This is a genomic window from Pseudomonas asiatica, from assembly GCF_009932335.1.
GTDB lineage: Bacteria > Pseudomonadota > Gammaproteobacteria > Pseudomonadales > Pseudomonadaceae > Aquipseudomonas > Aquipseudomonas asiatica.
Window position 1 is genome coordinate 1,408,038 of the sequence record NZ_BLJF01000001.1, and the last position, 13,747, is coordinate 1,421,784.

Here is a 13,747-nt window from a genome sequence, read left to right on the forward strand (position 1 = left end):
AAACATGGCAACCATCAAAGACGTCGCGGCACTGGCGGGCATTTCCTACACCACCGTGTCCCATGTGCTGAACAAGACCCGGCCGGTCAGCGAGCAGGTGCGGTTGAAAGTCGAAGCCGCCATCGCCGAACTCGACTACGTACCCAGCGCCGTGGCCCGCTCGCTGAAGGCGCGCAGCACGGCCACCATCGGCCTGCTGGTACCCAACAGCGTCAACCCGTACTTCGCCGAACTGGCGCGGGGCATCGAAGACGCCTGCGAGCGCAACGGCTACTGCGTGATCCTGTGCAACTCCGACGACAACCCGCAGAAGCAGCGCAGCTACCTGCGCGTGCTGCTGGAAAAGCGCATCGACGGCCTGGTAGTGGCTTCGGTAGGGCAGGACAGCGACCTGCTGCAAAGCCTGGCTGGCGTGCGCACGCCCATGGTGATCGTCGACCGCGAACTGGACGGTGTCGATGCCGACCTGGTGCGCATCGACCACGAGCAGGGCGCCTTCCTGGCCACCCAGCACCTGCTGGAACTTGGTCACCATGACATCGCCTACATCGGCGGCCCCGCCGAGACCGGTGTGACCCAGCTGCGCCTGAGCGGCTTCCGCCGCGCCATGGCCGAAGCCGGTGTGCCGGTGCGCAACGACCGCGTGCTGCACTGCGATTTCACCAGCCCCGGCGGCCATGCAGCCGCGGGCCGGCTGCTGGAGGGCAAGCGACCTACGGCGATTTTTGCCGGCAACGACATGATCGGCTTCGGTGTGCTGCGTGCCGCGGCCGAACGCAATATCAACGTGCCCGGCGAGCTGTCGGTGATCGGCTTCGACGACATCGAGCTCAGCCGTTATGTGTACCCGCCGTTGACCACGGTGGGCCAGTCGATTCGCGAGCTGGGCGAGAGCGCCGCGTCGCTGTTGCTGGCGCGTATCGGCACCCCCCGGCAGGGCGCGGCAGAGCAACGCATCGTCGCCCCGCGCATTGTGCTGCGCGAGTCCACCGGGCCGCGTCCGGACCTGTTCAACGATTACCGCTGATGCTAAGGAAATGTCATGAATGCCAAGGTTGTGGTAGTCGGTAGCCTCAACATGGACCTGGTGGCCCGCGCGCAGCGCCTGCCCCGGGCCGGCGAAACACTTCCCGGCGAAAGCTTTTTCACCGTGCCGGGCGGCAAGGGGGCCAACCAGGCAGTGGCCGTGGCGCGCCTGGGTGGCAGCGTGGCGATGATCGGCAACGTTGGCGACGATGACTATGGTCGACAACTGCACCGGGCCCTGTATGTGGAAGGCATCGACTGCCAGGGCGTCAGCACCTGCCAGGGCGTGTCCAGCGGGGTGGCGCTGATCACCGTGGATGCCGCCAGCCAGAACTGCATCGTCATCGTCCCCGGTGGCAACGGCCTGCTGACGCCGCAGTCGGTGCAGCGGTTCGATGCGCTGCTGCAGGCGGCCGAGGTGATCATCTGCCAGTTGGAAGTACCGGCCGACACCGTGGCCTGGACCTTGGCCCGGGGGCATGAACTGGGCAAGCGGGTGATCCTGAACCCGGCGCCGGCGACCGGCCCCTTGCCGGCGGACTGGTTCGCCCGCATCGACTACCTGACGCCCAACGAAAGCGAGGCCGAAGCCCTGACCGGCGTGGCGGTGACTGACCTGGACAGCGCCCGACGTGCCGGCGAATGCTTGCTGAAACTGGGCGCGGGCAAAGTGATCATCACCCTGGGCGCGCAAGGGGCTTTGCTGGTCACCCCTCGGGGCCACCAGCACTTCCCCGCGCCGGTGGTGCAGCCGCTGGACACCACGGCAGCCGGCGACACCTTCATCGGCGGCTTTGCCGCAGGCCTGGTGCGCGGCCTGGAGGAGGGCGAAGCCATCGCCTTCGGCCAGCGCGCCGCGGCCCTGTCAGTTACCCGCGCCGGTGCCCAGCCGTCGATTCCCTACCTGGCGGAGCTTGCGCCATGAAGAAAACCCCGCTGCTGAACGTTGCCCTGTCGCGGACCATCGCCGGCATGGGGCATGGCGACATCCTGGTGATCGGCGATGCCGGGCTGCCGGTGCCGCCGGGCGTCGAACTGATCGACCTGGCCGTCACGCCTGGCCTGCCGGATTTCGCCAGCGTGTTGCGGGTTGTGCTGAGCGAGTTGCAGGTAGAGCGCCACGTGCTGGCCGAAGAGATGCAGAAAGTGGTGCCGCCGGCGCTGGTCGAGATCGAGCGGCTGAAGGGCAAGCTGGGCAAGCGCGAATGGCTGAGCCATGAAGATTTCAAGGCATTGTCACGCAGTGCCCGTGCGGTAGTGCGCACCGGCGAGTGCCAGCCCTACAGCAACATCGCGCTGATTTCCGGCGTGACTTTCTGAAGGCGGGGGCTGCGCCCCCGAATCGCCGGCAAGCCAGCTTCCACAGGTACTGCACAATGCTTGAGGCCGATGCAGTACCTGTGGGAGCTGGCTTGCCGGCGATTGGGCCGCAAAGCGGCCCCAGAAACCACCACCCAGGCAACAGGAGTGCCACCCATGCTCAAACCCCTGCTACAAGGAATCGCCCTCATGGCCGCAGCCACCACCCTCCAGGCCGCCCCCATCGACCTGATCATCGACACCGACCCCGGCGCCGACGACGTGGTCGCGCTGTTCCTGGCCATGGCCTCGCCCGACGAGCTGAACATCCGCGCCATCACCACCGTGGCCGGCAACGTGCGCCTGGAAAAGACCTCGCGCAACGCCCGCCTGGCCCGCGAATGGGCCGGCCGCGAAGACATCCCCGTGTACGCCGGCGCCGCCCGCCCGCTGGTGCGCAAGCCGATCTACGCCGCCGAGGTGCACGGCGAAGAAGGCCTCACCGGCATCCAGGTTCACGAACCGAAAGCGCCGCTGGCCCAGGGCAATGCCGTGCAATACCTGGTCGACACCCTGGGCACCGCCAAGCCCCACAGCATTACCATTGCCATGCTCGGCCCACAAACCAACCTGGCCCTGGCGCTGATCCAGCGCCCGGATATCGCCAAAGGCATCAAGCAAGTGGTGGTCATGGGCGGTGCCCATTTCAACGGTGGCAATATCACCCCGGCGGCGGAATTCAACCTCTATGCCGACCCACATGCCGCCGAAGTGGTGCTGGCCAGCGGCGTGCAGCTGACCTACCTGCCGCTGGACGTCACTCACAAGCTGCTGACCAGCGACGCCCGCCTCAAGCAACTGGCGGCGGTGAACAACCAGGCCAGCAAGCGGGTGGTGGATATCCTCAACGCCTACATCACCCACGACATGGACCTGTACGGCATGCCCGGCGGCCCGGTGCACGACGCCAGCGTCATCGCCTACCTGCTCAAGCCCGAACTGTTCAGCGGCCGGCGTATCCACATGAGCATCGACAGCCGCGAAGGCCCCAGCTTCGGCCAGACCCTTGCCGACTGGTACGGCGTGCTCAAGCAGCCGGCTAACGTGATGTGGGTGGGCGAGGGCGATGCCCAGGGCCTGTTCGACCTGCTCAGCGCCCGTTTGGCGCGATTGGAATAGCCGTGTGCGGCGCGTAGCGCTCGAACACCTGGTCGAAGAAGCTGCGTGCCGCCTCGGCGCCGCGATCGCGCACCAGCAGGTCGATGGCAATCAGCAGCAACTCCTCCGGCGTGCCAGGGCTGTACGCGCTCTGGCCTTCGGCCCATTTGACCTTGATATCGGCTTCGATGCTGTGGCTGCTCATGAAAGGCTCTCGCTTGGGGCCCGGGACGAAGGGGCGAACACCTGACCCTGGTGTTCGATGGAGGCGGGGTGCGCTCCACTTCTTGCACTAAATCATGACTTTGCGTCAGTGACCTTGCGGCTTAAGCATATGGCAAACGCAGCGGCTTGTGCAAAATCCGGTCACGATTGCGTTTTCGCCTCGGCTGGCGAGTTCAGGCAGACTTGACCGGTTTTGCAACAAAAGATCAGCGGAACTGTCGGATCAGACAGTTCCCGGACCGATTTAGGAGGCTTCATGTTCCGTACCCGTGCTTACCTGGCAACCCTGGCGGTGGCTGCTGTGCTGGCTGGTTGCAGCACTGGTGGCAATTCTGCTGGTGGCGCTGCGCCAGCCACGCCGGCAGGCAACGATGGCCGCTGCGAAGCCAGCGGCGCCGATTTTGCCATTGGCAAGCCGGCCAGCGCCGAGCTGCTGGAGCAGGCGCGCAAGGCCAGTGGCTCGCAGATGGCCCGCATTCTCAAGCCGCACGACGTGGTTACCCTCGAGTACCGTTCCGAACGCTTGAACCTGAATGTGGACGAGCAGGGCAAGGTGGTTCGCGTCAACTGCGGCTGACACGCGGTCCTTGTAGGAGCGGCCTTGCGTCGCGAAAGGGCCGCAAAGCGGCCCCGGCCATTGATGCTGCGAAGCTGAAACCCAGGGGCCGCTTCGCGCCCCGTCGCGACACAAGGCCGCTCCTACAAAAAAAGCGAGCGCGTGCAGCCTGGTAAACGCCCATAAAAAAACCCGCCACAAGGGCGGGTTTTTTTACAGCTATCCGAATTACTCCGGACGAACCTGTGCAGCCTGCATGCCCTTCTGGCCGCGCTCGGCGACGAAGGAAACAGTCTGGCCTTCTTTCAGGCTCTTGAAGCCGTCAGATTCGATGGCCTTGAAGTGAACGAACAGGTCGTCGCCGCCGCCTGCTGGGGTGATGAAGCCGTAGCCTTTCTCATCATTGAACCATTTGACGGTGCCTTGTTGGCGATTGGACATGGGTGAATCTCCAGAACATTTAGTTTTTTCAGTGGTGCAATGCGGCCGAGGCTACGGAGCACGGAACACATCATAGTCTAATTCTGCGCATCTAGCGCCTTTTACCTTCGCAGGATGTTGATCCAGCTCAAAGAATGGCTGGTCTGCTCTGGCTTTAAGGTTTCAGCTCTTCGGTGCACAGGCCTGTTTCACGACCATCTGGGCCTTCTGCATCAGCTTGGCGTCCACGCCATCGTTGCTGTCGAGGTCGGCAATTTCCGCGTCGGTGAAATTCTTTTTGATGGTTTGCGCGCCACAGTCGCAGTGTTTTTTCGCGGCCGCAGCGTCAACGCCTTGGCCTTGAGCCACTTGCGTGCACTGGGTCATGTAGGCGGCTTCCTTCCCGGCCGGGAAGTTGCCGGCGTTCGCAGCCATGGGCAGCAGCAGGGCCCCAGCGGCCGCCAGGGCCAGAAGAGACGGAACTCGCATAACCAGTTACTCCTTGGGTTAAGGTCTCATCAAGAGTAGGTTGCTTCCCAAGGTCTGATAGGAATTTTTCCGCGTTAGTTCACCGCTGCGGCGTAATTTCCAAATATTTCTGCCTGGCGTGCAACCCGCGTGCTAGCATGCCCGGCTTGCAGCTGACAACTTGCAGCTTGCAGCTATCTTTTTTCTTTCCAGTCACTCTGGTTCGTCCCTGGCAAGCCGAAAGGCTTCTGCCACTGTGAGGCAGGCTTCCCGTTGCGGGAAGGCAGGTCGGATCTTGTACTGGCTCATCCCAACCCACGTGACCTTTGGTAGGGGTCACCACTAGGAGAGGAGGCGCCATGCCCGTTATTACTCTTCCCGATGGCAGTCAACGTTCGTTCGATCATGCCGTATCCGTAGCCGAAGTCGCCGCTTCCATCGGCGCCGGCCTGGCCAAGGCCACCGTGGCCGGCAAGGTCGACGGCAAACTGGTCGATGCCTGCGACCTGATCAGCAACGACGCCACCCTGCAGATCATCACCCCTAAAGATGAAGAGGGACTGGAGATCATCCGTCACTCGTGCGCCCACCTGGTCGGCCACGCGGTGAAACAGCTGTACCCGACCGCCAAGATGGTGATCGGCCCGGTCATCGACGAAGGCTTCTACTACGACATCGCCTTCGAGCGCCCCTTCACCCCTGAAGACATGGCCGCCATCGAAAAGCGCATGATGGAGCTGATCGACAAGGACTACGACGTCATCAAGAAGGTGACCCCGCGCGCCGAAGTCATCGACGTGTTCAAGGCCCGTGGCGAAGACTACAAGCTGCGCCTGGTCGAAGACATGCCGGACGAGCAGGCCATGGGCCTGTACTACCACGAAGAATACGTCGACATGTGCCGCGGCCCGCACGTGCCGAACACCCGCTTCCTCAAGGCATTCAAGCTGACCAAGCTGTCCGGCGCCTACTGGCGCGGTGATGCCAAGAACGAACAGCTGCAACGCGTGTACGGCACCGCCTGGGCCGACAAGAAGCAGCTGGCTGCGTACATCCAGCGCATCGAAGAAGCCGAAAAACGCGACCACCGCAAGATCGGCAAGCAGCTCGACCTGTTCCACCTGCAGGAAGAAGCCCCGGGCATGGTGTTCTGGCACGCCAACGGCTGGACCGTGTACCAGGTACTCGAGCAGTACATGCGCCAGGTCCAGCGCGTCAACGGCTACCAGGAAATCAAGACCCCGCAGGTTGTCGACCGCATTCTCTGGGAACGTTCCGGCCACTGGTCCAACTACGCCGAGAACATGTTCACCACCTCGTCGGAAAGCCGTGACTACGCGGTCAAGCCGATGAACTGCCCGTGCCACGTGCAGGTGTTCAACCAGGGCCTGAAGAGCTACCGCGACCTGCCGCTGCGCCTGGCCGAGTTCGGTGCCTGCCACCGTAACGAGCCGTCCGGCGCCCTGCACGGCATCATGCGCGTGCGTGGCTTCGTGCAGGACGACGCGCACATCTTCTGCACCGAAGAACAGGTGAAGAAAGAAGCCGCCGACTTCATCAAGCTGACCCTGGACGTGTACAAGGACTTCGGCTTCACCGACATCGCCATGAAGCTGTCGACCCGCCCGGCCAAGCGCGTGGGTTCCGAAGAGCTGTGGGACCGTGCCGAAGGTGCACTGGCCGACGCCTTGAACGAATCGGGCCTGGAGTGGGAATACCAGCCGGGCGAGGGCGCCTTCTACGGCCCGAAGATCGAGTTCACCCTGCGCGACTGCCTCGGCCGTAACTGGCAGTGCGGTACCCTGCAGTACGACCCGAACCTGCCAGAACGCCTGGATGCCAGCTATATCGCCGAAGATAACAGCCGTGTTCGCCCGGTCATGCTGCACCGCGCCATCCTCGGTTCGTTCGAGCGCTTCATCGGCATGCTGATCGAGCACTACGCCGGCGTGTTCCCGGCCTGGCTGGCCCCAACCCAGGCCGTGATCATGAACATCACCGACAAGCAGGCCGATTTCGCCCTCGAGGTGGAAAATACCCTGAACGGTAGCGGTTTCCGTGCCAAGTCGGACTTGAGAAATGAGAAGATCGGCTTTAAAATCCGCGAGCATACTTTGCTCAAGGTCCCGTACCTTTTGGTTATAGGGGATCGCGAAGTCGAAACGCAGACCGTCGCCGTACGCACCCGTGAAGGCAAAGACCTCGGCTCCATGCCGGTGGCTGAATTCACGCAGCTGCTCAACAGCGCTGTTGCCCAGCGCGGTCGCCTAGAATCGGAGTAATGACTATTAAGCGTGAAATGAGAAACGATAAACGAACTGCACCGAAAGCCCCGATCAACGAGAATATCTCGGCACGCGAGGTTCGGTTAATTGGCGCTGACGGCGAGCAGATTGGCATCGTCTCGATTGATGAAGCGCTTCGTATCGCTGATGAAGCGAAGCTGGATCTGGTGGAAATCTCCGCCGACGCGCAACCGCCCGTCTGCAAGGTGATGGACTACGGCAAGCACCTCTTCGAGAAGAAGAAGCAGGCCAACGAAGCCAAGAAAAACCAGAAGCAGATCCAGATCAAAGAAATCAAGTTTCGTCCAGGGACGGAAGAAGGGGATTACCAGGTAAAACTACGCAACCTGGTACGTTTCCTTACCGATGGGGACAAGGCCAAGATCTCTCTGAGATTCCGCGGCCGTGAGATGGCCCACCAGGAGCTGGGCATGGAGCTGTTGAAGCGGGTCGAAGCCGACCTCGCCGAATACGGCTCCGTTGAGCAGCATCCGAAGATGGAAGGACGCCAGCTTATGATGGTCATCGCCCCCAAAAAGAAGAAGTAATCTCCCGGGCACGGCAGGCCTGATGATTATTGTGTAATTTTATCGAATGCGGAGTTCCAACATGCCAAAAATGAAAACCAAGAGCGGTGCTGCGAAGCGCTTCCTGAAGACCGCTTCCGGCTTCAAGCACAAGCACGCTTTCAAGAGCCACATCCTGACCAAAATGTCGACCAAGCGTAAGCGTCAACTGCGCGGTGCCAGCCTGCTGCACCCGTCTGACGTGGCAAAAGTCGAGCGCATGCTGCGCGTACGTTAATTCTGGTTTAGATAGAGGAAGTTACTCATGGCTCGTGTTAAGCGTGGCGTCATCGCTCGTAAGCGTCACAAGAAAATTCTGAAACTGGCTAAAGGCTACTACGGTGCACGCTCGCGCGTATTCCGCGTTGCCAAGCAGGCTGTCATCAAGGCAGGTCAATATGCCTACCGTGACCGTCGTCAGAAGAAGCGTCAGTTCCGCGCACTGTGGATCGCTCGTATCAACGCCGGTGCCCGCACCAACGGTCTGTCCTACAGCCGTCTGATTGCTGGCCTGAAAAAGGCTTCGATCGAAATCGACCGTAAGGTTCTGGCCGATCTGGCAGTGAACGAAAAAGCGGCGTTTGCTGCGATTGTCGAGAAAGCTAAAGCCGTTCTGGCTTAAGTACCCGCGACAATCACCCGGCGGCGCTAGCGCCGTCGGGCATTGAACGTCATCGATAGGGGAAGAGCCTTCAAAGCTCTTCCCCTATTTTCGTATCTGGAGTCTGTACATGGAAAACCTGGATGCGTTGGTCTCCCAAGCCCTAGAGGCCGTGGAGCGCGCTGAAGACATCAATACCCTGGAACAGATCCGGGTGAATTATCTCGGCAAGAAAGGCGAGCTGACCCAGGTGATGAAGACCCTGGGCAACCTGCCAGCCGAAGAGCGGCCGAAAGTCGGCGCGCTGATCAACGACGCCAAAGAGCGCGTTACCGTTGTGCTCAATGCCCGCAAGGCCGCCTTCGAAGAAGCCGAGCTCAGCGCTCGCCTGGCTGCCGAATGCATTGACGTCACCCTGCCAGGCCGCGGCCAGGCCACCGGTGGCCTGCACCCGATCACCCGTACACTCGAGCGCATCGAGCAGTTCTTCACCCACATCGGCTACGGCATTGCCGAAGGCCCAGAGGTGGAAGACGACTACCACAACTTCGAAGCGCTCAACATCCCCGGCCACCACCCGGCCCGGGCGATGCACGACACCTTCTACTTCAATGCCAACATGCTGCTGCGCACCCACACCTCGCCGGTGCAGGTGCGGACCATGGAGTCCACCCAGCCGCCAATCCGCATTGTCTGCCCGGGCCGCGTATACCGCTGCGACTCGGATATCACCCACTCGCCGATGTTCCACCAGGTCGAAGGCCTGCTGATCGATCGCGATATCAACTTCGCCGACCTCAAGGGCACCATCGAAGAGTTCCTGCGCGTGTTCTTCGAAAAAGAACTGGCGGTACGTTTCCGCCCATCGTTCTTCCCCTTCACCGAGCCGTCCGCCGAAGTCGACATCCAGTGCGTGATGTGTTCCGGCAAAGGCTGCCGCGTGTGCAAGCAGACCGGCTGGCTGGAAGTGATGGGCTGCGGCATGGTGCATCCGAACGTGCTGCGCATGTCCGGCATCGACCCTGAAGAGTTCCAGGGCTTCGCCTTCGGCATGGGCGCCGAGCGCCTGGCCATGCTGCGCTACGGCGTCAACGATTTGCGTCTGTTCTTCGACAACGACCTGCGCTTCCTCGCGCAATTCCGCTAGGTCAATGCCCGACGCAACTTTCAGGAGAACAGCATGAAATTCAGTGAACAGTGGCTGCGCGGTTGGGTAAACCCGCAAGTCTCCCGTGACGAACTGGTTGCCCGCCTGTCCATGGCCGGCCTCGAAGTTGACAGCGTTACCCCCGCTGCCGGCCAGTTCAGCGGCATCGTCGTGGGCGAAATCCTCGCCACCGAACAACACCCGGACGCCGACAAGCTGCGCGTGTGCCAGGTAAGCAGCGGCCAGGAAACCTTCCAGGTCGTGTGCGGCGCCCCTAACGCCCGCCCAGGCATCAAGATCCCGTTCGCCATGATCGGCGCCGAACTGCCAGGCGACTTCAAGATCAAGAAGGCCAAGCTGCGCGGCGTCGAGTCCTTCGGCATGCTGTGCTCGGCTGCCGAGCTGCAAATCAGCGAAGAGAACGACGGCCTGCTGGAACTGGCTGCCGACGCCCCGGTTGGCGAAGACATTCGCCAGTACCTGAGCCTGGACGACGCCAGCATCGAAATCGGCCTCACCCCCAACCGCGGCGACTGCCTGTCCATCGCAGGCCTGGCCCGCGACGTCAGCGCCCTGTACGACACCCCGGTCACCCGCCCGGTAGTGCCAGCCGTACCGGCTGCCCACGACGAAGTGCGCCCGGTCGAAGTCAGCGCCCCGGCTGCCTGCCCACGCTACCTGGGCCGCGTCATCCGTAACGTCGACCTGAGCAAGCCGACCCCGCTGTGGATAGTCGAACGCCTGCGCCGCAGCGACGTGCGCAGCATCGACGCCGCCGTCGACATCACCAACTACGTGATGCTCGAACTCGGCCAGCCGATGCACGCCTTCGACCTGGCAGAAATCAACGGCGGCATCCGCGTACGCATGGCCGAAGAGGGCGAGAAGCTCGTCCTGCTCGACGGCCAGGAAGTTGCCCTGCGCGCCGACACCCTGGTAATCGCCGACCACACCCGCGCCCTGGCCATCGCCGGCGTCATGGGTGGCGAGCACAGCGGTGTGAACACCGAAAAAACCCGCGACCTGTTCCTCGAAAGCGCCTTCTTCGAGCCGATCTCCGTCGCCGGTAAAGCCCGTTCCTACGGCCTGCACACCGACGCCTCGCACCGCTACGAGCGCGGAGTAGACTCGCAGCTGGCCCGCGAAGCCATGGAACGCGCCACCCAGCTGCTGCTGGACATCGTCGGCGGCGAAGCCGGCCCGGTTGTCGAAGCCGTCAGCGAACAGCACCTGCCGCAAGTGGCCCCGGTCACCCTGCGCGCCGAACGCATCACCCAGATGCTCGGCATGGAAATGGACCCAGCCCAGGTCGAGCAGCTGCTCAACGCCTTGGAGCTGACCACCACCAAGAGCGGGGAAGGGCAGTGGACGGTGAACGTGCCGAGCCACCGCTTCGACATCAGCCTGGAAGTGGACCTGATCGAAGAGCTGGCCCGCCTGTACGGCTACAACAACCTGCCGGTTCGCTACCCGCAAGCCCGCCTGGCCCCCCAGGGCAAGCCGGAAACCCGCGGTGACCTGCCGACCCTGCGCCGCCTGCTGGTTGCCCGCGGCTACCAGGAAGCCATCACCTACAGCTTCATCGACCCGAAACTGTTCGAACTGTTCAGCCCGGGCGTAGAGCCGCTGCTGCTGGCCAACCCCATCTCCAGCGACATGGCCGCCATGCGCGCGTCCCTGTGGCCGGGCCTGGTCAAGGCACTGCAGCACAACCTGAACCGCCAGCAAGACCGCGTGCGCCTGTTCGAAAGCGGCCTGCGCTTCGTCGGCCAGCTCGGCGACCTGAAGCAGCAGCCGATGATCGCCGGCGTAGTCACCGGCAGCCGCCTGCCAGAAGGCTGGGCCAACGGCCGCGACGGCGTCGACTTCTTCGACGTGAAGGCCGACGTGGAAGCCCTGCTGGGCTACTCCGGTGCCCTGAGCGACTTCACCTTCAGCGCCGGCAAGCACCCAGCCCTGCACCCAGGCCAGACCGCCGCCATCGAGCGTGACGGCAAGCTGGTCGGCTACCTCGGCGCCATCCACCCAGAGCTGGCAAAAGCCCTGGACCTGGACCGCCCGGTGTTCCTGTTCGAACTGGTGCTGGGCGACGTGGTCGAAGGCCGCCTGCCGAAGTTCAGCGAGCTGTCCAAGTTCCCGGAAACCCGCCGCGACCTGGCTTTGATCGCAGGACGTGATGTAGCTTCTAGCTCGGTGCTTGAAGTAATTCGTGACAATGCAGGCGAATGGCTCACAGACCTCAGGCTGTTTGATGTCTACCAAGGTAAAGGCATTGATCCTGATAGAAAAAGCCTTGCCGTCGGCTTGACCTGGCAGCATCCATCGCGCACTCTTAACGACGATGAGGTGAACGCCGCACTGCAAAACATCCTCACCTCGCTCGAACAAAGGTTGAACACCACGTTAAGGAAATAACGGCATGGGTGCTCTGACGAAAGCTGAGATGGCCGAAAGGCTGTACGAGGAGCTGGGGCTTAACAAGCGTGAGGCCAAGGAGCTGGTCGAGCTGTTTTTTGAAGAAATTCGGCACGCACTTGAAGAGAACGAGCAGGTCAAGCTGTCCGGTTTCGGCAACTTCGACCTTCGCGACAAACGCCAGCGGCCGGGCCGCAACCCCAAGACAGGGGAAGAAATCCCGATCACTGCACGGCGCGTCGTCACCTTTCGTCCAGGGCAGAAGTTGAAGGCCCGGGTTGAGGCCTATGCTGGAACCAAGCCATAACGACGAACTGCCCCCCATACCGGGCAAAAGGTACTTCACCATTGGTGAGGTGAGTGAGCTTTGTGCGGTAAAACCGCACGTGCTGCGGTATTGGGAGCAGGAGTTCGATCAGCTCAATCCCGTGAAGCGGCGGGGGAATCGGCGGTACTATCAGCGGCAGGATGTGCTGATGATTCGCCAGATTCGTGCGCTGCTTTATGACCAGGGCTTTACCATTGGCGGGGCTCGGTTGAGGCTTTCCAGTGATGAGGCCAAGGATGAGTCTAGCCAGTACAAGCAGCTGATTCGGCAGATGATTGTCGAGTTGGAGGATGTGTTGGTGGTGTTGAAGAAGTGACCTGGGTTTTTGATGAGTGAATTTTTTTGAGAAAAAGCTTTCATTTATCAGGAGGTTAGGGTACATTCTTCAACGTTCTCGGTAACATTGAGAACATGCTTCAAAGCCCAGTCGGGGCGTAGCGCAGCCCGGTAGCGCACTTGCATGGGGTGCAAGGGGTCGAGTGTTCGAATCACTCCGTCCCGACCATTATTTAAACGACTAAGCCACCTTCGGGTGGCTTTGTTGTTTCTGGAGTTCTTGGTTTTTTAGAGGCTTCGCTTGTTTCATTAATCAATCTTGTGATTCGGTTAGGCAAGATAGCTGTGCCCATCGTTTCGCGAGCCTCGTAACTGAGCAGGCGTTTCGTAAAGGGGTGGGCTACCCTGGTTCAATTCGCTGTCCAGCTACGGATGCTCCCTGCGCTAAGCGATGAGGGGCTGTGTGGGCGAATAGATTTGCGGGCTGAACTCTTGTGTTGGACCGTAAGCAGCTTGTCACTGGTCGTGCTACGGAGTGCGCGACCTATGCATCGAGAGCGCCGGGGTGATTTTAAACAAGTCGGTATCTATCTATTTTTTCTAGTTAATATTCTCTGGGTCAACTTGGTTGGAATACCAGTTGGAACGCAGCGTGATCTGGATTCCGATGGAAGGTGCTTTTTGAGCACTTTTTTGTGCGGCAGCTAACAGATTGGCACCGGAAAATATCCAACACAGTAATCCATGCGCCCTTGGCACCAATCGGACAGCCAGCTGAAGACAAACAGTCCTTCAGCACATCTTGGAAAAATACCGTCGGGTCATCCTGTCAATGGGGGCGCAGAGACAGCCAAGGGGTTTCAGTGGCTGTTAGAACATCAGCGTCACGGCATCATGGAAGCGTGACGACGGGCCGATCTGCAAGGTGAGCGATAAAAGGGGACAGATTTAGATCTTGCGTTCCGGTATTCAATCAA

16 protein-coding genes and 1 tRNA gene are annotated in these 13,747 nt (G+C 61.4%); 14 read left to right on the forward strand and 3 right to left on the reverse strand.

The features are described 5' to 3' along the window. Nucleotides 1–4 precede the first annotated feature (4 nt). The 4 genes from GYA95_RS06710 (at nt 5) to GYA95_RS06725 (ending at nt 3,504) form a co-directional block, all read left to right on the forward strand. Nucleotides 5–1,027, forward strand: a complete 1,023-nt coding sequence (locus GYA95_RS06710) for a LacI family DNA-binding transcriptional regulator (protein ID WP_015269787.1) — start codon at nt 5–7, stop codon at nt 1,025–1,027. 15 nt (nt 1,028–1,042) lie between these two features. Continuing rightward, nucleotides 1,043–1,951, forward strand: a complete 909-nt coding sequence (rbsK, locus tag GYA95_RS06715; RefSeq protein WP_015269788.1) for a ribokinase — start codon at nt 1,043–1,045, stop codon at nt 1,949–1,951. After that, nucleotides 1,948–2,346 carry a D-ribose pyranase gene (gene rbsD, locus GYA95_RS06720; protein WP_015269789.1) on the forward strand — a complete coding sequence of 133 codons (399 nt, stop codon included), beginning with the start codon at nt 1,948–1,950 and terminating at the stop codon, nt 2,344–2,346. The genes rbsK and rbsD overlap by 4 nt, the downstream gene beginning before the upstream one ends. Nucleotides 2,347–2,502: 156 nt before the next feature. Then, complete coding sequence (locus tag GYA95_RS06725) at nt 2,503–3,504, forward strand: nucleoside hydrolase (protein WP_043935508.1); 1,002 nt, start codon at nt 2,503–2,505, stop codon at nt 3,502–3,504. Here the strand turns inward: GYA95_RS06725 and GYA95_RS06730 are convergent. Continuing rightward, nucleotides 3,476–3,688, reverse strand: a complete 213-nt coding sequence (locus GYA95_RS06730) for a hypothetical protein (protein ID WP_003260960.1) — start codon at nt 3,686–3,688, stop codon at nt 3,476–3,478. The genes GYA95_RS06725 and GYA95_RS06730 overlap by 29 nt on opposite strands. Before the next feature lie 276 nt (nt 3,689–3,964). Here GYA95_RS06730 and GYA95_RS06735 point away from each other — a divergent pair, with 276 nt between their 5' ends. After that, nucleotides 3,965–4,285, forward strand: a complete 321-nt coding sequence (locus GYA95_RS06735) for an I78 family peptidase inhibitor (protein WP_003260961.1) — start codon at nt 3,965–3,967, stop codon at nt 4,283–4,285. Nucleotides 4,286–4,492: 207 nt separating this feature from the next. Here the strand turns inward: GYA95_RS06735 and GYA95_RS06740 are convergent, their stop codons facing one another. Both GYA95_RS06740 and GYA95_RS06745 read right to left on the reverse strand, forming a co-directional pair. Then, nucleotides 4,493–4,705, reverse strand: a complete 213-nt coding sequence (locus GYA95_RS06740) for a cold-shock protein (RefSeq protein ID WP_003250656.1) — start codon at nt 4,703–4,705, stop codon at nt 4,493–4,495. Between the two features lie 162 nt (nt 4,706–4,867). Then, a complete protein-coding gene (locus tag GYA95_RS06745) occupies nt 4,868–5,173 on the reverse strand; it encodes a hypothetical protein (protein ID WP_015269791.1) in 306 nt (101 codons plus the stop codon). A gap of 338 nt (nt 5,174–5,511) precedes the next feature. Here GYA95_RS06745 and thrS point away from each other — a divergent pair, with 338 nt between their 5' ends. The 9 genes from thrS to GYA95_RS06790 all read left to right on the forward strand — a co-directional run bounded on the left by thrS (nt 5,512) and on the right by GYA95_RS06790 (nt 12,999). Continuing rightward, nucleotides 5,512–7,434 (forward strand): threonine--tRNA ligase, encoded by a 1,923-nt coding sequence (thrS, locus tag GYA95_RS06750; protein ID WP_015269792.1) that lies wholly within the window; start codon nt 5,512–5,514, stop codon nt 7,432–7,434. Next, nucleotides 7,434–7,985, forward strand: coding sequence for a translation initiation factor IF-3 (gene infC / locus GYA95_RS06755; protein ID WP_013972005.1), 552 nt, complete (start codon nt 7,434–7,436; stop codon nt 7,983–7,985). Before thrS ends, infC begins: the two co-directional genes overlap by 1 nt. Before the next feature lie 61 nt (nt 7,986–8,046). Further along, entirely contained in the window at nt 8,047–8,241 is a 195-nt protein-coding gene (gene rpmI, locus GYA95_RS06760) for a 50S ribosomal protein L35 (protein WP_003250667.1), read from the forward strand. A gap of 27 nt (nt 8,242–8,268) precedes the next feature. After that, nucleotides 8,269–8,625: a 50S ribosomal protein L20 gene (gene rplT / locus GYA95_RS06765; RefSeq protein ID WP_003250671.1), complete on the forward strand. Its 357-nt coding sequence runs from the start codon at nt 8,269–8,271 to the stop codon at nt 8,623–8,625. A gap of 109 nt (nt 8,626–8,734) precedes the next feature. Beyond that, nucleotides 8,735–9,751: a phenylalanine--tRNA ligase subunit alpha gene (pheS, locus tag GYA95_RS06770; RefSeq protein ID WP_013972006.1), complete on the forward strand. Its 1,017-nt coding sequence runs from the start codon at nt 8,735–8,737 to the stop codon at nt 9,749–9,751. A 33-nt stretch (nt 9,752–9,784) separates the two neighbouring features. Next, nucleotides 9,785–12,166 carry a phenylalanine--tRNA ligase subunit beta gene (pheT, locus tag GYA95_RS06775; RefSeq protein WP_015269794.1) on the forward strand — a complete coding sequence of 794 codons (2,382 nt, stop codon included), beginning with the start codon at nt 9,785–9,787 and terminating at the stop codon, nt 12,164–12,166. A gap of 4 nt (nt 12,167–12,170) precedes the next feature. Then, a complete protein-coding gene (gene ihfA / locus GYA95_RS06780; protein ID WP_003250679.1) occupies nt 12,171–12,473 on the forward strand; it encodes an integration host factor subunit alpha in 303 nt (100 codons plus the stop codon). Continuing rightward, nucleotides 12,454–12,810: a MerR family transcriptional regulator gene (locus tag GYA95_RS06785; protein WP_003250681.1), complete on the forward strand. Its 357-nt coding sequence runs from the start codon at nt 12,454–12,456 to the stop codon at nt 12,808–12,810. Before ihfA ends, GYA95_RS06785 begins: the two co-directional genes overlap by 20 nt. A gap of 112 nt (nt 12,811–12,922) precedes the next feature. Beyond that, nucleotides 12,923–12,999, forward strand: a tRNA-Pro gene (locus GYA95_RS06790). Nucleotides 13,000–13,747: the final 748 nt, after the last annotated feature.